Source organism: Mucilaginibacter aquatilis, assembly GCF_009755275.1.
GTDB classification, from domain to species: domain Bacteria; phylum Bacteroidota; class Bacteroidia; order Sphingobacteriales; family Sphingobacteriaceae; genus Mucilaginibacter; species Mucilaginibacter aquatilis.
In genome coordinates this window covers 18,221-41,976 of the sequence record NZ_WQLA01000006.1, presented here as the reverse complement: position 1 = coordinate 41,976, position 23,756 = coordinate 18,221, and the positions used below count along the sequence as shown (strand labels likewise).

General features: G+C 41.6%; 23 protein-coding genes. 16 read left to right on the top strand and 7 right to left on the bottom strand.

The window, feature by feature from the left end; translation table 11 throughout:
- The first annotated feature begins 190 nt into the window (after nucleotides 1-190).
- From GO816_RS14535 to GO816_RS14510, 6 genes are all read left to right on the top strand, one after another.
- The gene (locus tag GO816_RS14535; protein WP_157542673.1) at nucleotides 191-1,519 is read left to right on the top strand and encodes an O-acetylhomoserine aminocarboxypropyltransferase/cysteine synthase family protein; all 1,329 of its coding nucleotides are present in this window, start codon (nucleotides 191-193) and stop codon (nucleotides 1,517-1,519) included.
- Nucleotides 1,520-1,583: 64 nt separating this feature from the next.
- Nucleotides 1,584-2,639: a homoserine O-acetyltransferase family protein gene (locus GO816_RS14530; protein WP_157542672.1), complete on the top strand. Its 1,056-nt coding sequence runs from the start codon at nucleotides 1,584-1,586 to the stop codon at nucleotides 2,637-2,639.
- Nucleotides 2,639-3,853 (top strand): homoserine dehydrogenase, encoded by a 1,215-nt coding sequence (locus GO816_RS14525; RefSeq protein WP_157542671.1) that lies wholly within the window; start codon nucleotides 2,639-2,641, stop codon nucleotides 3,851-3,853. The genes GO816_RS14530 and GO816_RS14525 overlap by 1 nt, the downstream gene beginning before the upstream one ends.
- Nucleotides 3,854-4,002: 149 nt before the next feature.
- Nucleotides 4,003-4,503 carry a DinB family protein gene (locus GO816_RS14520; RefSeq protein ID WP_157542670.1) on the top strand — a complete coding sequence of 167 codons (501 nt, stop codon included), beginning with the start codon at nucleotides 4,003-4,005 and terminating at the stop codon, nucleotides 4,501-4,503.
- Between the two features lie 4 nt (nucleotides 4,504-4,507).
- Nucleotides 4,508-5,929, top strand: a complete 1,422-nt coding sequence (locus GO816_RS14515) for an SDR family oxidoreductase (protein WP_157542669.1) — start codon at nucleotides 4,508-4,510, stop codon at nucleotides 5,927-5,929.
- Nucleotides 5,930-5,960: 31 nt separating this feature from the next.
- Entirely contained in the window at nucleotides 5,961-6,872 is a 912-nt protein-coding gene (locus GO816_RS14510) for a pirin family protein (protein ID WP_157542668.1), read from the top strand.
- A 409-nt stretch (nucleotides 6,873-7,281) separates the two neighbouring features.
- Here GO816_RS14510 and GO816_RS14505 read toward each other — a convergent pair whose 3' ends face one another.
- From GO816_RS14505 to GO816_RS14495, 3 genes are all read right to left on the bottom strand, one after another.
- The gene (locus GO816_RS14505; protein ID WP_157542667.1) at nucleotides 7,282-8,061 is read right to left on the bottom strand and encodes a DNA-formamidopyrimidine glycosylase family protein; all 780 of its coding nucleotides are present in this window, start codon (nucleotides 8,059-8,061) and stop codon (nucleotides 7,282-7,284) included.
- Between the two features lie 8 nt (nucleotides 8,062-8,069).
- A complete protein-coding gene (locus GO816_RS14500; RefSeq protein ID WP_157542666.1) occupies nucleotides 8,070-8,309 on the bottom strand; it encodes a hypothetical protein in 240 nt (79 codons plus the stop codon).
- A gap of 269 nt (nucleotides 8,310-8,578) precedes the next feature.
- Nucleotides 8,579-8,830 (bottom strand): hypothetical protein, encoded by a 252-nt coding sequence (locus GO816_RS14495; protein ID WP_157542665.1) that lies wholly within the window; start codon nucleotides 8,828-8,830, stop codon nucleotides 8,579-8,581.
- A 101-nt stretch (nucleotides 8,831-8,931) separates the two neighbouring features.
- Between GO816_RS14495 and GO816_RS14490 the strand changes: the two genes are divergently transcribed.
- A complete protein-coding gene (locus GO816_RS14490) occupies nucleotides 8,932-9,165 on the top strand; it encodes a hypothetical protein (RefSeq protein ID WP_157542664.1) in 234 nt (77 codons plus the stop codon).
- Between the two features lie 88 nt (nucleotides 9,166-9,253).
- Here the strand turns inward: GO816_RS14490 and GO816_RS14485 are convergent, their stop codons facing one another.
- Complete coding sequence (locus GO816_RS14485; protein WP_157542663.1) at nucleotides 9,254-9,544, bottom strand: YciI family protein; 291 nt, start codon at nucleotides 9,542-9,544, stop codon at nucleotides 9,254-9,256.
- A gap of 141 nt (nucleotides 9,545-9,685) precedes the next feature.
- On the opposite strand from GO816_RS14485, the gene GO816_RS14480 reads away from it, so the two are divergent.
- The 6 genes from GO816_RS14480 (at nucleotide 9,686) to GO816_RS18915 (ending at nucleotide 15,394) form a co-directional block, all read left to right on the top strand.
- Entirely contained in the window at nucleotides 9,686-10,846 is a 1,161-nt protein-coding gene (locus GO816_RS14480) for a galactokinase (RefSeq protein WP_157542662.1), read from the top strand.
- A gap of 80 nt (nucleotides 10,847-10,926) precedes the next feature.
- Nucleotides 10,927-11,463, top strand: coding sequence for an RNA methyltransferase (locus tag GO816_RS14475; RefSeq protein ID WP_157542661.1), 537 nt, complete (start codon nucleotides 10,927-10,929; stop codon nucleotides 11,461-11,463).
- A 93-nt stretch (nucleotides 11,464-11,556) separates the two neighbouring features.
- Complete coding sequence (locus GO816_RS14470; RefSeq protein ID WP_157542660.1) at nucleotides 11,557-11,769, top strand: hypothetical protein; 213 nt, start codon at nucleotides 11,557-11,559, stop codon at nucleotides 11,767-11,769.
- A gap of 138 nt (nucleotides 11,770-11,907) precedes the next feature.
- The gene (gene mutS, locus GO816_RS14465; RefSeq protein ID WP_157542659.1) at nucleotides 11,908-14,547 is read left to right on the top strand and encodes a DNA mismatch repair protein MutS; all 2,640 of its coding nucleotides are present in this window, start codon (nucleotides 11,908-11,910) and stop codon (nucleotides 14,545-14,547) included.
- A 98-nt stretch (nucleotides 14,548-14,645) separates the two neighbouring features.
- Nucleotides 14,646-15,212: a C40 family peptidase gene (locus GO816_RS14460; protein ID WP_198171526.1), complete on the top strand. Its 567-nt coding sequence runs from the start codon at nucleotides 14,646-14,648 to the stop codon at nucleotides 15,210-15,212.
- Between the two features lie 59 nt (nucleotides 15,213-15,271).
- The gene (locus GO816_RS18915; RefSeq protein ID WP_262884876.1) at nucleotides 15,272-15,394 is read left to right on the top strand and encodes a hypothetical protein; all 123 of its coding nucleotides are present in this window, start codon (nucleotides 15,272-15,274) and stop codon (nucleotides 15,392-15,394) included.
- On the opposite strand, the gene GO816_RS14455 is transcribed toward GO816_RS18915, so the two are convergent.
- Complete coding sequence (locus GO816_RS14455) at nucleotides 15,391-17,295, bottom strand: DUF3857 domain-containing protein (RefSeq protein WP_157542658.1); 1,905 nt, start codon at nucleotides 17,293-17,295, stop codon at nucleotides 15,391-15,393. The two genes, GO816_RS18915 and GO816_RS14455, sit on opposite strands and share 4 nt — an antisense overlap.
- Nucleotides 17,292-19,268 carry a DUF3857 domain-containing protein gene (locus tag GO816_RS14450; protein WP_157542657.1) on the bottom strand — a complete coding sequence of 659 codons (1,977 nt, stop codon included), beginning with the start codon at nucleotides 19,266-19,268 and terminating at the stop codon, nucleotides 17,292-17,294. The genes GO816_RS14455 and GO816_RS14450 overlap by 4 nt, the downstream gene beginning before the upstream one ends.
- A 110-nt stretch (nucleotides 19,269-19,378) precedes the next feature.
- On the opposite strand from GO816_RS14450, the gene GO816_RS14445 reads away from it, so the two are divergent.
- Nucleotides 19,379-20,404, top strand: coding sequence for a 3'-5' exonuclease (locus tag GO816_RS14445; protein WP_157542656.1), 1,026 nt, complete (start codon nucleotides 19,379-19,381; stop codon nucleotides 20,402-20,404).
- Nucleotides 20,405-20,466: 62 nt separating this feature from the next.
- Here the strand turns inward: GO816_RS14445 and queG are convergent, their stop codons facing one another.
- A complete protein-coding gene (gene queG / locus GO816_RS14440; RefSeq protein ID WP_317163639.1) occupies nucleotides 20,467-21,396 on the bottom strand; it encodes a tRNA epoxyqueuosine(34) reductase QueG in 930 nt (309 codons plus the stop codon).
- A 160-nt stretch (nucleotides 21,397-21,556) separates the two neighbouring features.
- Between queG and GO816_RS14435 the strand changes: the two genes are divergently transcribed.
- Together GO816_RS14435 and GO816_RS14430 are read left to right on the top strand one after the other, a co-directional pair.
- Nucleotides 21,557-23,173, top strand: coding sequence for an arylsulfatase (locus tag GO816_RS14435; RefSeq protein WP_157542655.1), 1,617 nt, complete (start codon nucleotides 21,557-21,559; stop codon nucleotides 23,171-23,173).
- Between the two features lie 58 nt (nucleotides 23,174-23,231).
- Nucleotides 23,232-23,738: a GbsR/MarR family transcriptional regulator gene (locus GO816_RS14430; RefSeq protein WP_157542654.1), complete on the top strand. Its 507-nt coding sequence runs from the start codon at nucleotides 23,232-23,234 to the stop codon at nucleotides 23,736-23,738.
- Nucleotides 23,739-23,756: the final 18 nt, after the last annotated feature.

The window sequence follows — 23,756 nt, the reverse complement described above, 5'->3', positions numbered from 1 at the left end:
ACGCTGCTGACGCTTGCATGTACATGTGTTGCTGCTGTTAAAGGCAACGCACGTTAAGCATTCCCTGCAATTTACTGCAATAATGTAACGTGTATTTACGCAACGGCCCCTGCTATACCTAACGCGTAAGCCTACCTCCGCCTGTAGCAACAAGCAATTAAAGTTTTCAACTTATTTAAAATCAAAAAACATGTCGGCATTAAAATTTGAAACATTACAGCTACACGCAGGTCAGGAAGTTGACCCAACAACAGGTTCGCGTGCGGTACCTTTATATCAGACCACTTCATACGTATTTAACAGTGCCGAGCACGGCGCCAATCTTTTTGCCTTAAAAGAGTTTGGCAACATCTACACGCGTTTAATGAACCCTACTACTGATGTTTTTGAAAAGCGTATTGCTGCTTTAGAAGGTGGTGTGGCTGCCTTAGCAACAGCATCGGGCCAGGCGGCGCAATTTTTAGCGCTTAACAACATATTACAGGCGGGCGATAATTTTGTAACCTCACCATTTTTATACGGTGGTACATACAACCAGTTTAAAGTTGCCTTTAAACGCTTAGGCATTGAAGCACGTTTTGCCAAAAACGATCAGGCAGATAGCATCGAGCAACTCATTGACGATAAGACAAAAGCCATCTACCTCGAAACCATTGGTAACCCCGGTTTTAACATCCCCGATTTTGAACAAATAGCAGCCCTCGCCCGCAAGTATGATTTACCGTTAATTGTGGATAACACTTTTGGTGCAGGCGGTTATTTGTTTCGTCCGCTGGAGCATGGCGCCAATATAGTGGTAGAGAGTGCTACCAAATGGATTGGGGGCCACGGCACCAGTATTGGCGGTGTTATTGTTGATGGGGGTAATTACAACTGGGGCAACGGTAAGTACCCACAATTTACCGAACCATCTGAAGGATACCACGGATTAGTTTTTGCTGATGTATTTGGCGTAAACGGGCCGTTTGGCAATATCCAGTACATTATACGTGCACGGGTTGAAGGCTTACGTGATTTTGGCGCTTCGCAATCGCCGTTCAATTCCTTCCTGCTAATTCAGGGCTTGGAAACCTTATCGTTACGTGTGCAACGCCATGTTGATAATACCCTCGAATTGGCTACCTGGCTGGAGCAGCACCCGCAGGTAGAAAAAGTAAATTATCCGGGCTTGCCATCATCACCATACCACACGCTTGCCAAAAAGTATTTGAAAAACGGTTTCGGTGCAGTGCTGTCATTTGAGTTAAAAGGTAATAAGCAAAACGCATCGGCATTTATTGATTCGTTGCAATTGGTAAGTCACCTGGCAAATGTTGGTGATGCAAAAACGCTTATTATTCAGCCTGCGGCTACCACGCATCAGCAACTGTCAGCAACCGAACAAGCGTCGGCAGGTGTAACACCAACGTTACTGCGTGTGGCAGTAGGTATTGAGCATATTGATGATATCAGAGCCGATTTTGAACAGGCTTTTACAAAAATTAAACAACAGGAAGCCGCATTGGCCGAACTGAACTGATATATTTTTTGACTAATAGTAAAGTCTTCCCAGCGTTTGCAAGGGAGGCTTTCAGATTTTTAGAATGAGTACACAACACTACCGGTATAACGGCACAGTTGAATTAGAATCGGGCGCACAGCTCGAAGGTATAGATATTGGCTACCACACGTTTGGCAAATTAAATGCTGCTAAAGATAACGTAGTGTGGGTTTGCCATGCCCTAACTGCAAATTCAGATGTGTTTGACTGGTGGAAAGGTATTGTTGGTGAGGGTTACTTTTTTAACCCGGAGGAGCATTTTATTGTATGCGCCAACGTGCTGAGTTCAAATTATGGCTCAACCAATCCGCTAAGTATAAACCCGGCTACAGGACAGCCCTTTTATCTCGATTTTCCGCAAGTTACCATACGTGACATGGTGCAGGCACACTTACTGCTGGCTAATTACTTAGGAATTGATAAAATAGATATTTTAATTGGCGGCTCGTTAGGCGGTCAGCAGGCGCTGGAATGGAGCATTATGGAGCCTGAGCGTATCAAACATCTTATTTTGATAGCTACTAATGCCAAGCATTCACCATGGGGTATTGCCTTTAACGAATCGCAAAGGCTGGCCCTACAGGCCGACGCTACTTTTAACAACGGCACACCCGAGGGTGGCAGTGCAGGTTTAAAAGCGGCACGTAGTATGGCCTTGTTATCATACAGGGGTTATAAAGCCTACAATATCCGCCAGCACGAGGAGGATGATAACATGACTGATAACTACCGTGCTTCAAGTTACCAAAGTTACCAGGGTGACAAGTTAGTGAACCGTTTTAACGCCTACAGCTACTGGTACTTAACCAAGGCTATGGACTCGCACCATGCCGGCCGCAACCGTGGCGGGCTGGAGAAAGCATTGGCTTCTATTAAGGCACAAACGCTGGTAATAGGTATTAAATCTGATATTTTATTTCCTGTTGAGGAGCAGCAATACTTGTTTCAGCACATTCCTAAAGCTGCTTACGCAGAATTTGATTCGTTTTACGCCCATGATGGCTTTTTAATTGAAACTGATACCCTCACTAAAATTATTTCCTCATTCATAAAAACTGACGTTAGAGGAAAAATTATTGAATTACAAAAAATAGCTTAATGAGTAAAAAACTGACTATTGGTTTATTTGGCTTTGGTGTTGTTGGACAAGGATTGCATGATATTATCAGAACCAAAAACCTAAATATAGAAATTAAAAAAATTGCAATAAAAAATCCTGAAAAGTCACGTACCCTCCCTGCCGAACTTTTTACAACCGACCGTAACGAGATACTGAACGACCCAGAAATTAATACCGTGGTCGAACTGATCAACGATACCGAAGCTGCATTCGAAATTGTTTCGCGCGCTTTATCAACCGGTAAAAATGTGGTATCGGCCAGTAAAAAAATGGTTGCCTTGCATTTGCAGGAGTTGCTTGATTTGCAACGAGAACATGGTACGTCTCTGTTATATGAAGCTGCAGTTTGCGGTAGTATACCAATCATCCGTAACCTTGAGGAATATTATGACAATGAATTGCTGCACTCTATCAGCGGTATTTTCAATGGTTCATCAAACTACATTCTTTCAAAAGGATTTTTAGAGGGACTTGATTACGATGCTGCCCTTAAACAAGCCCAGGATTTAGGCTTTGCCGAAACCGACCCAACCATGGATGTTGGCGGTTATGATGCCAAGTTTAAACTCATTATTGCTGCTGCCCATGCCTACGGTGTAATTATAAAGCCTGAGGATGTACTTAACATAGGTATACAAACCCTTTCGGCATATGACTTGCAATACGCCCGCGAAAAAGGTATCAAAATAAAATTAGTACCTGTTGCCAAAGAGCTTGACGATAAGCGTGTCGCATTATTTGTACTGCCTAAATTTGTAACAGAAACTGAATTTCTATACAACGTTGAGTACGAATATAACGGTGTTACAGTACAAGCAGCCTTCGCTGATCAACAATTCTTTTTTGGTAAAGGGGCAGGAGGCCACCCAACCGGTTCGGCGGTATTATCAGACATCGCGGCCCTGCGTTATGATTATGCTTACGAGTATAAAAAAGCCCATGCACAAAACGAATTGAAATTTACCAATAATATAGAGCTTAACGTTTACCTGCGTTACGAAGATGAATTTTTAGTACATGATTTGGGCTTTATTCATATTTATGAGCGCTATTACTCGGGTGATTTTAAATATGTGATAGGAAAAATCAATCTCCAAAATCTGATCACTCACCAGCAACGTATATCGGATAACAAGGCTTTCGTGGCCTTTGCCGATCAGCTAACAGGGGTCAGTTTAGCCTCGGCATACTAACCAATAGTTAGGGATTTTAGTAGATTTTTGCTAACTGTTGAATACATTAAAGGCTTTCCGCAAGGAAGGCCTTTTTGTTTTAAAGGTGACGGCAGGCTTAGTTAACAAACCATTGAAGATGATGCGTGTTCTAACTGAAATTGTTGCTTATGAACGATATCACTTTTGCGCAAAGCTATATCTCTGAACTTGAAGCCGAAACGAACGCTACCCGCAAGTGTCTTGAACGTATTCCTGTAGAACTTTTTAGCTGGAAACCGCATCCAAAGTCAATGGAGTTAGGTTACCTGGCGTTGCTGGTTGCCGAAATACCTTTATGGATTACGCACATGATATATAACGATTATATAGATTATGCCACGTTTGAACACCTTAAACCTACAACAACTCAGGAATTAGTAACGCATTTTGATGAAAATGTGAAAGGTGCACGTAAGGCTTTAATGAGTGTGGAGAACGGGCAGTTAGATGCAAAGTTTGATTTAAAAGGCAACGGACAAGTGATGTTTACCAGCACAAAAAGACAAAGCCTTGAATCTACCATTAACCATATGGTTCATCATCGCGGGCAGCTTACCGTTTATATGCGGTTAAATGATATTGCTGTCCCGTCTATTTACGGACCATCGGCAGACGATAGAAATTTTTAATATCATGAAGATACTGCTTACCGGTGCCACCGGATATATAGGCCGGCGCCTGCTGCCTGTTTTAATTGAACAAGGACACGAAATTATTTGCATGGTGCGCGATAAGCAACGTTTCCCTATTGATGCCTACCCGGCAGGTAAAATACAACTTGCAGAAGCTGATTTGACAAACGCTGGTTCGTTAAAGAATTTACCAACTGATATTGATGCCGCATACTACCTGGTACATTCCATGAGTATGAGTGGAGGAGATTTCAGTAAAACGGAGAAGGAATCGGCTCGAAATTTTGTTGAATATATTGATGGTACGCAGGCCCAGCAAATCATTTATCTTGGGGGTATTACTAATGAACAGCAGTTGTCAAGGCATCTATCATCGCGTAAGGCTGTTGAAGATGAGCTAAGGAAGAGCAGGGTTCCGGTTACGGCCTTAAGGGCAGGTATTATCGTAGGCTCTGGAAGTGCATCTTTTGAAATTATAAGAGATTTGGTTGAAAAACTGCCTGTAATGGTAGCGCCCAAATGGCTCAACACGCGGTGCCAGCCTATTTCAATACGTAATGTAATTGAAATGTTGGGAGGGGTGCTTATGCAGGAGTTTACTTACAATAAGCACATTGATATTTACGGACCTGATACGCTCACCTATAAACAAATGCTGTTGCAGTTTGCAGAAGTACGCAAATTAAAGCGCCGCATATTTACTGTACCCGTTATGACGCCTAAGCTGTCATCATACTGGTTATATTTTGTTACCTCAACATCTTATCCGCTTGCCAAAAATTTAGTGGAAAGTATGAAGGTTGACGTTATAGGAAAGAAAAATGAATTACCCGAAAAGCTAGACATCCACTTAATACCTTACAAAGAAGCCATAAAGATTGCGTTTGATAAAATTGAGCAAAATATGGTGCTTTCTACCTGGAATGATTCTGTAACAACAAATATATTTTCAAAAGGACTATCTGAGCACATTGAAGTGCCCCAATATGGGGTATTTACTGATAAACAAAGCATGAAAACTAAAGATGAAGGCAAAGCACTTGAACGCATTTTTGCCATAGGGGGTAAAAATGGGTGGTATTATGCAAACTGGCTTTGGGACTTCAGAGGTTTTTTTGACCGGCTCTTTGGTGGGGTAGGGTTGCGTAGGGGCAGGCGCAACCAATCAGATCTATCTCCGGGAGATGCGCTTGATTTTTGGAGGGTTATATACTCAAGCAAGCAGGAAAAACGTTTGCTGCTTTATGCCGAAATGAAATTGCCGGGCGAAGCATGGCTCGAGTTTAAAATTGATGACAATAATTGTGTAAAGCAAACGGCTACATTCAGGCCATTAGGTTTATTGGGAAGATTGTATTGGGTGAGCATGCTTCCGTTTCATTACTTCATTTTCAGGGGTATGCTTAGCAAAATTACCGGGTGATAGTTATATTTATGCAAGTAAACAGAACTTTATGCTCGATATTGTAATTGAAGCCCGCAAGGCAGCTATAAGCGAAGCTGTTGCCGTAAAGCGTATACTGCCTTTCCGTCTGCGCCGTATGGTTGGTCCGTTTGTTTTTATGGACCATGCCGGACCAATCGCCAATATACCAACGCCACCATCGGCTATGGATGTTTTGCCTCATCCGCATATTGGTCTTTCAACGGTAAGCTATTTATTTGGCGGGCAGGTAACCCACCGCGATAGCCTGGGTGTGCAGCAAATTATACGTCCGGGTGAGGTTAACTGGATGACTGCTGGTAAAGGCATTGCACATTCTGAACGGTTTGAAGATCCGGCAGCGTTAGCAGGCGGGCTTGAAATGATACAAACATGGGTTGCACTGCCAGAAGAGGATGAAGAGTGCAATCCGGCTTTTGACAACTATAGCGTTGAGCAGTTGCCTGTATATACTGATAAAGGCATTTGGATGCGACTGATAGCCGGTACTGCCTACGGATTGCACAACAGCGTGGAAACGCATTCGCCTTTATTTTACCTGCACGTTGAACTTGATGCTGCCACACCTTTTGCGTTGCCGCAGGAACATAGTGAACGCGGACTTTACATTGTAAAGGGGAGCATTGAAATTGCCGGAAATATTTATTCCGCCGGGCAGCTTTTGGTATTTACCAAAGAGACCGATCCTCTAATAATTGCAAAAACGCAAACCTCATTGATGATATTAGGTGGTGAGCCCTTAGGCGAAAGGTACATATGGTGGAACTTTGTTTCATCAAGAAAAGAACGCATAGAACAAGCTAAAGAAGATTGGAAGCAAGGACGCATTGTACTGCCACCAAACGATAATCATGAATTTATACCACTGCCTGATGATAAGTTTAAAACTGCAGGTGCACCTAAACCTAATCCTTTGTCATGAGCATCAATTTCTAAATAGCATCAGGCTGATTAAGTTTGTAAAAGCTGGTTTAGAAAACCCTATAAAACAGCAAAGCCCCCTGATGGGCAGGGGACTTATACTAACCAATTATAAACCTAAATTATGAGAAGAGCTGTAGGAGAAGGAGTCGAACCTTCAAGGAGTGGTTATCTTATTGCTAAGGTTCCCATGATCTCCGCCACCGGGACAAGGAGGTGTGTCTGCCAAAGTTTCACCATCCTACAGTGTGTTTGTTTCTCTTTGTTGATACAAATATAATAGGAGTTCAATTATCTTGCAAATATTATATTCATTAATTTTATTTTTTACGAATTCTTTAATTTAAAATCGATTTCATTGATAAAATGGTTAACCGATTTTTGATTTCGTACGCCAAAAAATTAAAATTTCAATTATACACTTCTTGCATATCGGTAAAGTACGTTTTACGTGATGCTAAATCCTTTTGCCTGATTGTTTCGCCCTTAGCTGTTTTGTCTTCTTTAGGTAGATGAACGCTGAAAAAGTCTCTTACCTCGCCGCTTATAATATCGGGCTGTAATTTATGTATTTCTTTTTCGGCATGTTCAAGCACCTTCTTTAAGGATGTGTTAAACATTTTAATTGCCTTGTCAGGAATTTTATTAGCGGCAGAAAAAGGCGATATTTTGGCGTGATAAAAAATTTCATCGGCATAGGCATTTCCAATACCTCTTACAATTTTTTGGTCGGTTAATATTGCTTTAACCGGCTTACGGCTCTTTGCAAATTTTTCTTTCCAAAACTTTAAGTTTACCTCTTCATCCAGTGCGTCAGGAATATTTGATTTACCGGGATTTAAAGTAGGCGTGGCTGCTTTTTGGAAATCTGTAAGGGCTAGTCCTTTTCCGTTCTCAAAATGCATTTCAAGTATGGTAAACTTGTGCGGGTTTTCAAGCTCAAACCATTTAAGCTGTCCGTGCAACATCAAATGGATGCCTAATGTACTATTATTGTCAAACCTGAATTGCAAAGTTTTCCCTTCCCTTATAACGTCTTTTAATTTTGCGCCGTTCAGCGCTTTACTAAGCTCGTCAGCACTTACGTTAAGCTTTTTAGCTTGAATAACAACAATTTTAAGCAAGGTACAACCTTCCAAAACTTTGGTTAAGTTTTGACTGAATACTTGCAAGTCGGGTAATTCGGGCATAATAGCTTTTATTGTTTATTACGTATGCGGTTAAAAGATTTTTTGAGCATTTGCCTTATTTTAAGCCTTAGCTCGCCCGGGCAATTTTCATCAAACAACAATTTGGGCATTACGCTACGGGTTGAACTCACCACCGGGTGGGGCGGGTGTTGCACTAAAAAGTAATTAGCGTAATTCTGCCTCTCTCTTTTGCTCGCATCTTTAACCAAGTCGGCAAAGTGCGATAGCCTTTCATAAAATGCATTCATATACAATTAGCTTATGTAATTGTAAATCAGCAATTTCTAAGCCAGTGTTAGTGCCTTCGATATAAAATGTTTCAACATGTTTTTAACAGCAATACTGAGGTTTATTAACAATTATTGTGGATAATTGCGAAATGTATAAAAGGTATAGTTTAACTATAAACAATGTTATTAATTCCTTTACTGCAATACAAACATGCTAAAAATGAGGTTTTTCCACAATATGTTTGCAGTTTATCAGGTAAGTGAAAATGCAAATAAATTATAATGAATCAGCTTGCTGAACCTTTGTTTTCCCAGTGATCCTTGATGATATTACCATCGTTGTCTGTTTTTAATGTTCTGACAAAGCGCTCGCCTTTAATATTTCCACGCTCATCTTTTTTACCCATAAACAAAAGTATGGGCCTGCCGGCTTCATCAGTTTTAAAGGCTAAATCGTAGCGTTTAAATGTTTGCTCAACCATTGTAGATGGTTGGTAAGTTTTATTCAAAATCTTAAGTACTTCATCTCCCAACTTCATCGTATTCTGGTATTATTGTTATGAATTACCGCTTATTTAGTAACTTATAAAACAAATAATGAGGTTGTTAGTTTAGCCTAAAACTCTTAAAACAAATTACTATGGCTAAGGCAAAAGATACTAAATCAGATTCAGGAGCAATAACCGCTTACTCTGTTAAAACCAAAACTAAAAATGTACCAATGGTTGATCCCGTTATTGACGTAAAATCAGGCAGGTACATTGCAACCGGTAAAGATGCTGATGGCAACAAAATGGCTGCTATCATGAGCAAAGCTACCGCCGAAGAGCATATCAAAAATGGTAATGCTAAAAAAGGTACAGGCTGGAGTTAATCAGCTTTGTGATTTAAAATGCCCGTTACATAGTTTGTTAGCATGCTACGTAACGGGCATTTTATTTTAATAGCGTCGAGGCCGAAGATCATACTATCGCTTGTCGAAAAGGTTTGATATCAACTTTCTCCCAAACTTGGCCTGTAACATAAGGGTCGTTTTTAAGCCATTGCTGCATTAAGGTCTCCGTTTCAAATTGTACAATCATTACCGAGCCAATCATTTGATCCTGATCGTTAAGTATAGCTCCGCCTGCAACAAAGTTGTTGTGGTGTTTTAGCAGCTTAACTCCCTCCAAGTGTGCAGGACGCGCTTCCATGCGTCTGTTAAGTGCATTGTTGTCTGTAAAATCGTAAGCGGTTACAACGTATTGTTTCATGTATTAGCAGCAGGCGTTAAGTGGTGTATAATTAACACAATCGATTTGAATAAGTATTTGGTAGTAAACCTGATAAGTATGTGTTAAAATACATTAAAATTAAGCTGCAAATGTAAACAGCTTTTTTATTTTTGCCACACCATGACAGTAGACCAACTTAAACAACAATTCCAATCGGCATTTAACCAGCAGGCGTTAGAGACTTACTTTTGCCCTGGCCGCGTTAATTTGATTGGCGAACATATTGACTATAACGGCGGGCTAGTTATGCCTTGTGCTATTAATTTTGGCACCTGGATGCTGCTTGCGCCAAATGAAGATAATGTATTCAGGTTTAGAAGTGTAAACTTTGAAGATACTTACGACATAGGCGTGCAGGACAGCTATGAAAAAACTGGTCGCGAGTGGTATAATTATCCGCTTGGTGTGCTTCATCACTTTGTGGTTGACGGCAAGCAAGTGAAAGGACTTGATGTGCTCTACTTTGGTAACGTTCCAATTGGTTCGGGTCTATCATCATCGGCTTCTATTGAAATTGCTACCGCGTTTGCCTTTAATCAATACTTTAAAAGAGGCTATTCAAAACTTGAATTAGTTAAAATGGCTAAGTCGGTTGAAAATAATTTCATTGGTTTGAGCAGCGGTATAATGGATCAGTTTGCCGTGGCTTTTGGCGAAGCCAACAAAGCTTTAATGCTCAATTGTGATACCCTTGAATACAAAGCCGTTGATGCTTACCTGGGCGATAACGTGTTGGCGGTAATAAACACTAACAAGCCACGCAAACTGGCCGAAAGCAAGTACAACGAACGCGTTGAAGAATGTGCACAAGCGTTGAAAGCTTTACAACAAGAGCTTAACATCAGCTACCTTTGTGATATTGACAGCGATACATTTAGCCGTCATCAGCATTTAATTACTGATGAGGTTGTGCTTAAGCGGGCTAAACACGTTGTTGAAGAAAACGAGAGGGTTAAGCTGGCTGCCGATGCCCTAGCACAGCATAACCTTGCCGAGTTTGGCCGCCTGATGTATGCTTCGCATCAATCATTGCAGCATGACTATGAGGTAAGCGGAGTTGAGTTAGATACTGCTGTTGAGTATAGTAAAACAGATAGCAATGTAATTGGCGCCCGTATGACAGGTGCCGGTTTTGGCGGATGTGCCATTGCCATTGTAAAGGCAGATGCTTTTGAAACTTACAGCAAAAATTTGATTGATTATTATACCGCTAAAATAGGTTATGCGCCTTCGGTATACGCCACCAATATTAGTAGCGGCGTACACGAGTTGGTAAATTAAAATAGGCTTTTAGTCGACTAAATAATTTTTACTTTTAGTAGTCCATAGTTTTACAGCTATGGACTTTTTTATAGAACATAATGCGCAAATTAAAATTAGATGAGCTGAATCGCGTGTCGGTTGAGGAGTTCAAAGGACAATCAAAATTACCGGTTGTTATTGTTTTAGATAGCGTGCGCAGCATGCATAACGTAGGGTCGGTATTTCGTACTGGCGATGGCTTTGCCGTTGAGCATATTTGTTTGTGCGGAATCACTGCACAGCCCCCTCACCGCGAAATTGAAAAAACCGCTCTTGGCGCAACCCAATCGGTAGACTGGAGCTATCATGCTGATACTACTGAGGCTATTGCTGAACTAAGAGACCTTGGTTATACCATCATAGCCATTGAGCAGGCCGAAAACAGTGTAATGCTGCATGAGTTTCAACCGGCTGCCAATCAGAAATACGCGCTCATATTTGGCAATGAAGTAAACGGCGTAAGCGAAGAAGCCATGGCCCAAATTGATACCTGTTTAGAAATTCCTCAATTTGGTACCAAACATTCGTTTAACATTGTGATATCAGCCGGCATAGTATTATGGGATTTTATGGCCAAAATAAAGCTGAATAAGTAAGTTGCTGTAAAGGGAAGACTATTGAAGAAAAGCGTTTAGAAACCTGTCTGAGAAACACGAAAACATATCTTCAAATGTTAATGTATTAATAACATGACAACTCACTTTATAGAACTAACCGATAAAAATGATCGTCCGGCTTTAATCAACGTAAATAATATTACTTCGGTAGTGGTTTACACTACGCCTAATGAAGAGGTGCATGTTTATGTTATAGGCGATAAGGAGTCATACGTAACCGTTAAGGAGAACTATGATGAAGTAAAGCGAAAAATTGCTATGGTTACCGGCGGGAGCGTTTATTAACAACTGGCATACTTAAAGCTTGCTTGTAATCACGTAATTAATCACTGAGTCTTCACACTTTAATAAATTTTCAACACCCTCCGCCAAATCGTCGTTAAACGCTTAATTTTACCCTCTTAATTAAAAAAAGGATAACGCTTGGGCAAATCTGCTACCAAAGAAACGCCGCTGATGCAGCAGTACAATCAAATCAAGGCCAAATATCCGGGTGCCTTGTTGCTGTTCAGGGTCGGCGATTTTTACGAAACGTTTGGCGAGGATGCTGTAAAGGCCGCCGGTATATTAGGCATTGTGCTTACCAAGCGTGCTAATGGTTCAGCATCACATATTGAGCTGGCCGGATTTCCCCATCACTCGCTCGAAACTTATTTGCCTAAGTTGGTACGGGCAGGCCAACGCGTAGCCATTTGCGATCAGCTTGAAGACCCCAAGATGACCAAAACCATCGTTAAGCGGGGTGTAACAGAGTTAGTAACACCGGGTGTGGCCGTTAGCGATAATATCCTGCAGCAAAAAAGTAATAACTACCTGGCCTCGCTCTATTTTGAAAAAAACAGCCTGGGTATTGCACTTATTGATATTTCAACCGGTGAATTTTTAACTGCACAGGGTAACGCCGATTATATCGACAAATTACTGCAGTCTTTTAGCCCGAGTGAAGTAATTTACCCCAAAAGCTGCAAACGCGATTTCTTTGAAAAGTTTGGTGATCGTTATTATACCTATACACTTGATGAGTGGCCGTACAGCGGCGATTATGCCTATGAAACGCTTACCAAGCACTTTGGTGTAAAATCGTTAAAAGGTTTCGGTATAGAAAAACTTGGATTAGGCATTGTAGCTGCCGGTGTGGCGCTGCATTACCTAAACGAAACAGAGCACCGCAATTTACAGCATATTAGCGCCATAAGCCGTATTGAGGAAGACCGCTACTTATGGCTCGACCGTTTCAGCATACGCAACCTAGAGTTAGTGAGTTCATCAAACGATAACGCGATGACGCTGGTTGATGTGCTTGACCATACCTGTTCACCCATGGGAGCCCGCCTGCTGCGCCGCTGGATAGTGATGCCTCTAAAGGAACTCAAACCTATAAATGACAGGTTAAACGTTGTACAGCATCTTATTGATCATGAAGAGCTGCGTAATGAATTGCAGAGCTGTATACGCCAGGTAGGCGATTTAGAAAGGCTCATTAGCAAAATAGGGTTACAAAAAGCCAACCCGCGCGAGGTTTGCCAGTTGCGCAAAGCTTTGCAGGCTATAAGCAATATACGTACGCTTTGTTTAGGCACCGGCAGTGACGATACTAAAGTCATAACCAAGCCAAACGACGCCCTGATGGCCATTGGCAATCAGCTAAACCCTTGCGAATACATTTGCGAAAAAATTGGTAATGAGTTAAACGCCGAGCCACCTGTACAACTGGTAAAAGGTGGTGTGATGGCCGAAGGTATTCATGAGGAGCTTGACCGCCTGCGCAAAATTGCTTTTGGGGGTAAGGGATATTTACTCGAAATACAAAAGCGTGAAGCCGAGCTTACAGGGATACCTTCATTGAAAGTTGCATTTAACAACGTATTTGGTTACTACCTTGAGGTTACCCACTCGCACCGCGATAAGGTGCCAACCGACTGGATACGTAAGCAAACGCTTGTAAACGCCGAGCGCTATATTACTCCCGAACTAAAAGAATACGAAGAACAAATTTTGGGTGCCGAAGAGAAAATACTTGCTCTGGAAACCCAGTTGTACAATGATTTGCTGTACTCACTTACCGAGTATATTAAACCTATACAGCTTAATGCACAGCTAATAGCGCGATTAGATGTGTTGTTGAACTTTGCAACAGTATCTATTAAAAACTACTACGTAAAGCCTCAGATGAACGATAGCCTCCTCATCGACATTAAAGGAGGGCGCCACCCGGTAATTGAGAAAAATTTGCCGGTGGGTGAAGAGTACATTACCAATGATGTTTACCTTGACTCAGACAGTCAGCAAATCATCATTATTACAGGTCCGAACATGGCGGGTAAGTCGGCTTTGTTAAGGCAAACCGGTTTAATTGTATTGCTGGCGCAAATGGGCTGCTTTGTACCGGCCAAGCATGCACAAATTGGTTTGGTTGATAAAATATTCACCAGGGTAGGGGCATCAGACAATCTTTCGTCGGGCGAATCGACCTTTATGGTGGAGATGAACGAAACTGCCAGTATTCTGAACAACTTAAGTAACCGCAGTTTAATTCTTCTTGATGAAATTGGCCGGGGTACTTCAACTTATGATGGTATATCCATTGCCTGGGCCATTTCTGAATACTTGCACAATCATCCAACGGCCAAAGCAAAAACTCTTTTTGCTACTCACTACCATGAGTTAAACGAGCTTACCAATATGTTTGGCCGTATTAAAAACTTTAACGTTACGGTAAAGGAAGTAGGCAACCAAATCATCTTTTTACGTAAACTGGTGCCCGGCGGCAGCGAGCATAGCTTTGGTATACACGTAGCCAAACTGGCCGGTATGCCTGCTAAAGTGTTAGCCCGCGCTAACGAAATATTAAAAAAGCTTGAAGCCGAGCGTACCGGTGGCGAGGACATCAAAGAAAGTATTAAGAAAGTGCAGAAGCAGGCCATGCAGCTGCAAATGTTTTCGATTGATGACCCGATACTGGTTAAAATACGCGACATGCTGAACAACCTTGACGTAAATACCCTAACCCCGGTAGAAGCGTTGATGAAGCTGGACGAGATTCAGAGACTGATTAAAAGTTAATTATTCGGATAGGGCATTGTGCCGCTTTTTGAAGTAACAATCACTCGTCTTGGTTTCTGGCTCTTGTCTCTTGGTGGTATAATATCTACCTTTAACTTATGCTATTGAAAAATTACTCCCGGTTAATTTGGATGTTGTTATTGGCTTGTGTAGCGTTTACCTCTTGTAAATCTAAGAGGGCTGTGCTTAAAGGCTCGCCAGGCGATGTGGTTAAACCGCAAGCCTTTATTGCCGATAAGTATGCCGAAATGATGAATGTTGATACCCGCAACATTACCAACGGTAGGCTATACAGTTTTATTGACCAATGGTATGGTACGCCGTACAAATTTGCAGGTCTTGATCATAACGGTGTTGATTGTTCGGGCTTTACTTATTTACTGCAGCAAGAAGTTTATGGCATCAATATACCACGCAATACGGGCAAGCAAATCAATGTAATTAAACGTAAATACGAAGAAGATTTGCGCGAAGGCGATCTGGTTTTCTTTGATTTTGACGGGCGGAAATTCAGCCATGTAGGCGTATACCTTCAAAATGGGTATGTAGTACATGCCAGTACCCGCCGCGGCGTGATGATTGTAAGGCTTAAAGACCCTTCGATGTATAAATATTTTTCGCGCGGCGGTTCCATCGAGGGCACAAATTTGGCACAAAACGAATAGATATAGCAATGAAAAAGCCCCGCCGGTAAAGCGGGGCTTTTCTGTATATTTGCCTGCTCATGCAAAAGCAAAAACAAGATTATACCTTTTGGACTAAGTACAAGCAGTTTGCAGGCAACGAAATTATGCTTTACGTAATTATGGTTGTTGGGACCATCTTGGGCATAATCATATTCAGTTAGTTTTTTACAAGCGCAACTTTATAGTTGTCAGCATCGGCAATTGCCTGAAAAAAGTCTACTAATTCCTGGTATTGTTCTTTGGGGTACACACCGTCCAGCACCTCAAGCTTACGCTTATAAACAACCTGGTTGCCTACTTTAACAGCGGTTGCGGTAAAATTACCAAATGGTTTCTTCAAGTTAACCAGTAGTGGTTTACTATCAAGTTTAAAGCCTTCAGGTACTTTATAAGTAATTTCGTCAATATCAGTATAGCCGCGATTTATGTATACGTTAGTTGTTCGGTTTTTAACCTCACGCGGAACACTGGTGCGCCTGTTTGCCAGGTTGGCCATAAAATAATAAGTATTGCCGGCTTGCGAAGCATAGTCTCTTGCACTAAACTTTATAGTTTCATTATTTACCGGCTTTAAGTTTTTAACCGCTTTTAGTTGAAGGTTTTCAATCTCCAGATTGTTTATGCCGTAATTTTTCTTGGTGTTTTTTATCTCCTCGTTTATATCGCCGGGGTTTACTGGCCGGTTATCAAACTGCCATCCATCAAATATGGTGGTCATATTGCCTGCTAATTCCCCATCAGCTTTTAACTCAAGTACAGCTTTTCTTATCTGGGTGCTTTCCTGGGCACTATACTTGGGGGTACGCATCAGCTTTCCACCTTCGGCAGTGCAGGCTAAAACCCTGCGGTCATCTGTAAAATCGCCTAAATAGCCAAACGGACTGTCCTGTCTGGTACATTCAAGCCAGGTGGTGTCGTTTTTAAATGGCAAGCACAGTATAATATGGTTGCCTTGTGCAACGCTTGCAAAGTCGGGCATCAGGTCTCGCTTCAGGTTGCCTGCCTCAACTATACAGTAGTAAGATGGTATATTAGCCGCCGCCAGTAAAGCCTGAGTGTAATTTACCAAGCCTTTACAATCGCCATAACTTAAAGCATCTACATCTGCAGCGGTAAATGGCTGCAATCCGCCAATACCAACCTGTATGCTTACATAGCGGCTTTTACGTTGCATGTATTCATAAATGGCCTTTGCCTTCAACTTCTGATCTTTTATAGTATCGGTAAGGCTTTTGATGTTTTGTACTGTTGCAGGTGGTAACGTGGCTCTTCCGGCCAGTAACTTATCATAGACCCATTTACCAAGTTCATTCCAATTTGTAAAAGCTCCCTCGTAACCTAAATAATTGAATTTTTGAGGCACCACCTTTACTATAGGCTGGTACATTTCGGGGTGAGGCCCAAAGGGCTCACTACGTATAGCTTTTACGTTAGTTACCTCCCATGTGTAAGTTTTAAGCCCTTTTTCAGTAGTGCTTTCTTTAGGTGCTCCGGCGTAGTTTAATTGCTTGTACCGAATAATAAAATCAGGCTTACATACAAAAGTATAAGTACTTTTTTCTATAGCTGTACCAACTTCTGTAATGGGTTTCCAGTCGCCAACATTTAATGATTGCTTTGAAGATATTTCAAACTCATAGTCAATAGTATAAGGGTAGTTAACAACCGCCGGCTTATAATACTTAATTCGGTTGTCGGTAAACATCGAAAAACCGTCGTATGAGCTGTAATCATTAAAGTTACGTTCGTTAAATTGGCTTACCGCCTTTCCAAACTCATCATATACGGTGCCTTTTATATTTTTTATACGGCGATTTTTGTCGTACCATATTTCAATTCCCGCGTTAGTATCACCGTTCTTATTCAGCACTGTGACTACCTCGTGGTGCTTGTAAATAGATGTATTTAAATCTTTTACTTCAGAGGTTATTTCCATGTTGCGTATCACAGCACTTGCATAAGGCAAAAGTTCTTTGGGTATGGTTGAAGCTTCGTACTTGTTTTGGGCAACACCTGCAAATCCGGTCAATAAAATTCCGGTAAACAGTAAATACTTAATCATGATTTTTTTCTGAAAATGATATCTGATTTTTGCTCTTGTATAATTTTGTTGAATAACTCCTTTAAATAAGGATATTCATCAGACGAATAGATGGCGTTATTGAGCTGTATAACATGCGAGAACGTAAATGTAGTGGCCTGCGAATCATAGGCCGTTAAGAAGCGTCCTCCGCTGTTAGGTAGCCCTAGTGATACGCCTTTAGGTGGGTTTTCAATTTCATACCCTTCAGGCAAATGCATGGTAAGGATAACCTTGGTATCTGATTGTGCACCCCAGTCAACCGGGTAAGTACGTTCGGCAAGTTTGAAAGGGTTTTCTGAAATTTGATTTAAAAAGAAAGGATTGAACGCCATGCGATTGTTGTTCATGTTGTCAAATAAGCTTATCTCCACTTCATAAACTTCGCTTAGCGGCAAATCTAAACTGTCAACATTTAAAACCTCAGATTTTAAAATTTTGAGCTTGGTGTTTTTTTCATCCAGATTTTCCACATACTCGTCAATGCTGTTGAATTTCTTAATGGCCTTACGTTTGTTAAGCGCTTCATAACCCATCGAAAAGTTTTTGATTACTCCGGTCAGCTTTCCGTTTGGCTGCAGCGTAAGATCCATAGCATAAGTGCGTGCCCATTTTTGTGATGCCTTCATGTCAATCCAGTACGATGGCTTATTTAAGCTCATTACCCTTCCCTGGTCATTAAGGCAACGTTCGGGCAGCATGCCAAACGGCAAATAGGGTTCCGTGGCATCAAGCAGGTAAGTTTTGTTGTTAACGTTAACTTTAGCCACTACATAGTTAAAGCCGCCCACTACGGGGTAAAGTTTATTGATGAAGCCATGGTCGCGCGTGGCAAGTATAACGGCTTCTGTGTTTAAGCCGGCAGTATTAAGTGCTGTAACCAAACCTAAGTTTATATCAGCAACACTTCCTGAGTGGGTGTCAAGTGCTTTTCTTACACCATTGTCTGACCATATGCCATAAATGTTATTACACTTTACGTTCTTTTGAAAGTAGGCGTATATAGCCCTGGCTTTTGAAAGGCTGTCAGTAGCGCCGGTTAATATTAACGGAAGCTTATCTTTAAAAACACCTGATTTTTTAAGCTGGCTGCCAAAGCTGTCGCTTTGCTTTAAACTTTTATCAATATCAGTCCATGTTTGGGTTTTAACGTGTTTTGTGCCGTCATAAGGGTCAATGTAATCGTTAAGCTCAAAATCAATTGCCGCAATAAAATTTTTAGGCGAAGTCATGTGATCTTCCTCTATAAATGCCGGAACATCGGCCATGCCAAATACCAGTTTTGAGCAATCGGCTTTATTGCCTCTCACCTGAAAACATTCCTGCTCTAAATCGCCGGTATTTTTTGTGAGCTTTAAAGGGCCAACCAAAGTAGCTTTAAAATTAAAGTATCCAGGTATGTGTACCTCATACTCCGAATTCATTTTTGGTATATCGGTTTGAAAGGTCCAGTCTTTCATGTTGAGCGTATACGGCGATTCAATAGTGTATTTATATTCAATAATACAACCGTCGCGCAGGCCGGGCATGGCAAACTTTACTACATCCCAATACTTGTTTTTATTTTCTTTGATGATGTTTGAAGCATTAAACGCCATGCGTTGTACACCACCATTATCATCAGTATAAAAAGTTACGGCTTCAATATCGCGTACGCGCTCAAAGCTGTTGTTATCACTTTTATACAGTGGTATTTCAACGTTGCCTTTTTCAAAGGCTTTGCTGTTGAAAATTTTGATTTTTATGTGGTATTCGTGAATTAGCGGTATTCCGTCGGTGCTGCTTATCCAGCTTTTTCCAAATTCATTGAGTACAACGGCGTTGGCTGTTTTGTCTTTTTCGTAAGCTTTAAGGCTCATTTCCTCAACGGTAAAGTTGCCAAAAGGAAAATCACTGGCTAAAACGGATGTATGCATTAATACAGCACCCAATGCCAGAAGCAGGAGTTTTTTCATTGTGAAAAGATCAGGTCAATTATTATTGTAAATAAGTTGCCATAAATATAAAAACTTAATGTCGAAACTTTAAAGCTTTTCCCGACCTTTGCCGCAAAGCATTTTATATAATGAAGCTGAATTTAAAACGCCCGCTTGCCTTTTTTGATATTGAAGCCACCGGCACCAATTTAGGTGTTGACCGTATAATTGAAATGGCAGTTATAAAATTATTGCCCGATGGAGCTGAAGAAAGCAAGGTATGGGTTTTAAATCCGGAGATGGCTATACCGCTTGAGGTGTCATTAATTCATGGCTTTTATGATGATGACGTGAAAGACAAGCCGGTGTTTAAAAGCGTGGCTGCCGAAGTAGCTGAATTTCTTGAAGACTGTGATTTGGCGGGTTACAACTCAAACAAGTTTGATATACCCATGCTGGTTGAAGAGTTTTTACGCGCCGGTGTAGCATTTGATTTAAAGGGCAGGCACTTTGTTGATGTGCAAAACATTTTTCACCAAATGGAGCAGCGAACTTTAAAAGCTGCTTACCAATTTTATTGCAACAAAGAAATACTAAATGCGCACTCGGCCGAGGCCGACACACGTGCAACTATGGAAGTATTACTTGCACAGGTTGACCGTTATAAGGATACCGAATTTATTGATAAAAAAGGTAATAAAACTATACCCGTTCAAAATGAAGTAGCTGCTTTACATGAGTTTACAAACTTGCAGCGCGCTGTTGACTTTGTTGGTCGTATGGTTTACAATGAAGCAGGCGAAGAGTTGTTTAACTTTGGTAAGCATAAAGGTAAACGCGTTGAAGACGTATTTGATGTAGAGCCCAGCTACTACGCATGGATGATGAACGGCGATTTTCCGTTGTATACCAAGCAAAAACTTAAGGAAGTATACGAGCGCTGGACGGCCACTAAGGCTACCCGCCCGCAGCAGCCTAAGCCGGTGCAACCTCAACAACAGTCGGCTGGTTCGGGTAATGCAGAAAAAAAGCCTTTTCAGCAAAAGCCGTTCAATAAGCAGCCATTTAACAATAACCGCCCACAACAGCAACGTCCTTTTAAAAAGGATGAGCCAGCCAAACCTGTAGACGGGGATATGTTGCAGGCATTGGCTAACAAATTTAAAAAAAGTTAAAAGAAAGAATATCTGGTAGGAGGATAAGCCTGTTATTTCAGCTTATCCTCATATTTTTTTTATTACCCTAAAAACTCAATATTCCTTTTAAGCCCCGAGTACTTAGTGCGCTTCACCGCTGATTTTTTGAAAACCGCCTGAAACGTCTCCTGTGTAATTTCCTGCCAGTCGCGGCGGCTCATCTCTAAAAGATCGGGGTGTGGGGTAAAGGCAGGTTCGGTATGGGTTAGTGAGAAACGGTTCCAGGGGCAAACGTTTTGGCATACGTCACAGCCAAACATCCAATCATCGGTTTTTCCTTTAAATTCTTCAGGGATATTATTTTTTAGCTCAATGGTGAGGTATGAAATACACCGGCTGCCATCAACCACATAAGGAGCCACAATGGCATCAGTTGGGCAGGCATCTATGCAACGGGTGCAGGTACCGCAATGATCAGTAGTGGGGGCAATATCATAAGCCAGTTCGGCATCTACAATGAGTTCGGCCAAAAAAAAGAACGAACCATTTTTTTTGTTAATTAGGTTTGCGTTTTTACCCACCCAGCCCAGGCCGGCGCGTTGCGCCCATGCCTTGTCAAGCACCGGGGCCGAATCAACAAAAGCCCTTCCGCCAACATCGCCAATATTTTCGTGAATAAAGTATAGTAGCTCTTTAAGTTTGTTTTTAATTACGTCGTGGTAATCCATCCCGTAAGCGTACTTGGAAATTTTAGGCGCCAGGGGATCGGTTTGCTGCTTATCAGTATAATAATTTAAAGCAAGCGATATTACTGAACGGGCTCCATCAACCAGTAAACGCGGATCAAGGCGTTTATCGAAGTAGTTTTCCATGTATTGCATCTCGCCATGTCTGCCCTGTTTAAGCCAGTTCTCCAGTCGGGGTGCCTCTTCTTCCAAAAAATCTGCTTTAGCAATACCGCAAAACATAAAGCCAAGGCGTTTGGCCTCATCTTTAATTAATTGACTGTATTTGAGCGAATTTTGATTCACAAATGCAAAGATAAGCAATTAAATATGTGCAGGTATTGTATAAAGAATGTGAGCAACGGCAGTACGCTGCACTACTGCCATCCTGCTCTTATCTGCTTTAATTTAAATGATTATGCAATTGGCTATATTTACGCTAAGCCAATTTTCAACACGCCTTTCTATGAACTTCATTAAAGCAATTTTTATTTTTCCTGCATTAGTACTTGCTTTTAATCAAGCCCATGCACAAAAAAAACATGTGGTTACAAAAAAGCCCAACATCATAATTATACTGGCCGATGATATGGGCTACTCAGACATTGGTTGCTTTGGCTCAGAAACGCAAACACCCAACCTTGACCGTATGGCTAAAACGGGTTTGGTAATGACGCAGTTTTATAACGCATCAAGGTGTTGCCCCTCAAGAGCATCTTTGTTAACAGGACTTTACCAACACCAGGCAGGGGTAGGTGATATGGTTAACCACCGTGTTGAGCCTGCGTACCAAGGGTGGCTCAACAATAATTGCGTAACCATTGCCGAGGTGCTTAAAGGAGCTGGTTACAATACTTATATGGCGGGTAAGTGGCATGTAGGCACAGCACCCGGCAGGTGGCCGGTTAACAGGGGCTTTGATCATCATTTTGGTTTAATTGATGGTGCGGGCAGCTATTTTGATCCTACAAATCCTTACCGGCCAAATCAAAAATTAACTATTGCGTTAGATGATCAGTCGTATGTGCCACAAAAAGGATTTTATGCAACAGATGCATATGCCGATTATGCGGTAAAGTATATTAAAGACAACAAGCAAAGCGGGAAGCCTTTCTTTTTATACATGGCCTTTACCGCCCCGCACTGGCCGTTACATGCCTTGCCTGCCGATGTTGCAAAGTATAAAGGTAAATATATGGCCGGCTGGGATAAGCTGCGTAAGCAACGCTTTAATCGGATGAAGCAGTTGGGAATTATTAACACTACAACCACACTGTCTCCACGTGATAGCAAAGTGCCTGATTGGAACTCGCTTACAGATGCTGAAAAAACGGTTTGGGATGAAAAAATGGCGGTGTATGCAGCCATGATTGATCGTATGGACCAAAATATTGGCCGTATTAAACAGGCAATACGCGAAAGCGGAGAGGAAAACAATACCGTAATTATGTTTCTGTCAGACAATGGCGCAAGCAGTGAAAGCATCAAGGGACCGGGCTTTACCCCTGAAATGCTTGCTGCAAACCAAAAGCCGGCAAGCGACCCATCATCTTTTACGGCTTACGGCTTTGAAGGTGCTAACGTGAGTAACACGCCACTAACGCTTTTTAAGCACTGGGTTTATGAGGGTGGCACAGCCACGCCTTTTATAGTAAGTTACCCGGCAGTAATTAAGAAGCATATAGAAAGTAAACAGCCGGGTCACCTTGTTGATTTAATGGCTACCTGTATTGATTTATCCGGGGCTAAATATCCGTCAACTTACAAAGGCAATTCAATTAAGCCAACCGAAGGTATCAGCCTGTTGCCTGTAATAAAAGGTAAGCCATGGAAAGGCCATGATGCTCTTTTTTGGGAGCACGAAGGCAATAGGGCGGTTAGGCAGGGCAGCTGGAAACTGGTGTCTGATTATCCTGCCAATAAATGGCATTTGTATAATATAGTTGAAGATCGCTCTGAACAAAATGATTTATCAGTAAAGTACCCGCAAACAGTAAAAAAGCTTGAGCAACTATACAATAACTGGTCAAACCGCATTGGAGTTGTGCCTTTTGAGAAGCTGAGTAAATCAAAAAGTGAATAATATCTAAAAAAACTTTCAATAAGTTTTGAAAGTTTAATAAGTATTGATACATTTGACCATGGAATTAGCGGAAGCCAAAAGTAAGTTTATTGAAGCGTGGGGTAAGCTGGGATCAGAGTGGGGAATAAACAGAACCATGGCTCAGGTGCACGCTTTGCTGCTGACATCACCGGTTGCCATGACTACCGAAGAAATTATGGAGGCACTGAGCATATCACGCGGAAACGCGAACATGACCTTGCGCGACCTGATAGGATGGGGGCTGATAGAGAAGCAGCACAAAGCCGGCGAGCGCAAAGAGTATTTTTTTGCTGAAAAAGATACCTGGACCATTGCAAGGCAGGTTGCTCAGGAAAGAAAGAAAAGAGAGCTCGACCCAATACTTAAGGTATTGAACGAACTATCTGCCGTTAAAGGCGATGAAAAGGACCCTGAGTACAAAACTTTTAAAACATCTATAACCAGCATAAATAAACTTGCAGGCAACGTAAATAAAACGCTCGAAACCATGCTGAAAGCTGAGGAAAACTGGTTTTGGGGTTCAATTTTTAAGATCTTCAAATAGGTCTTATTTTTTTAAATC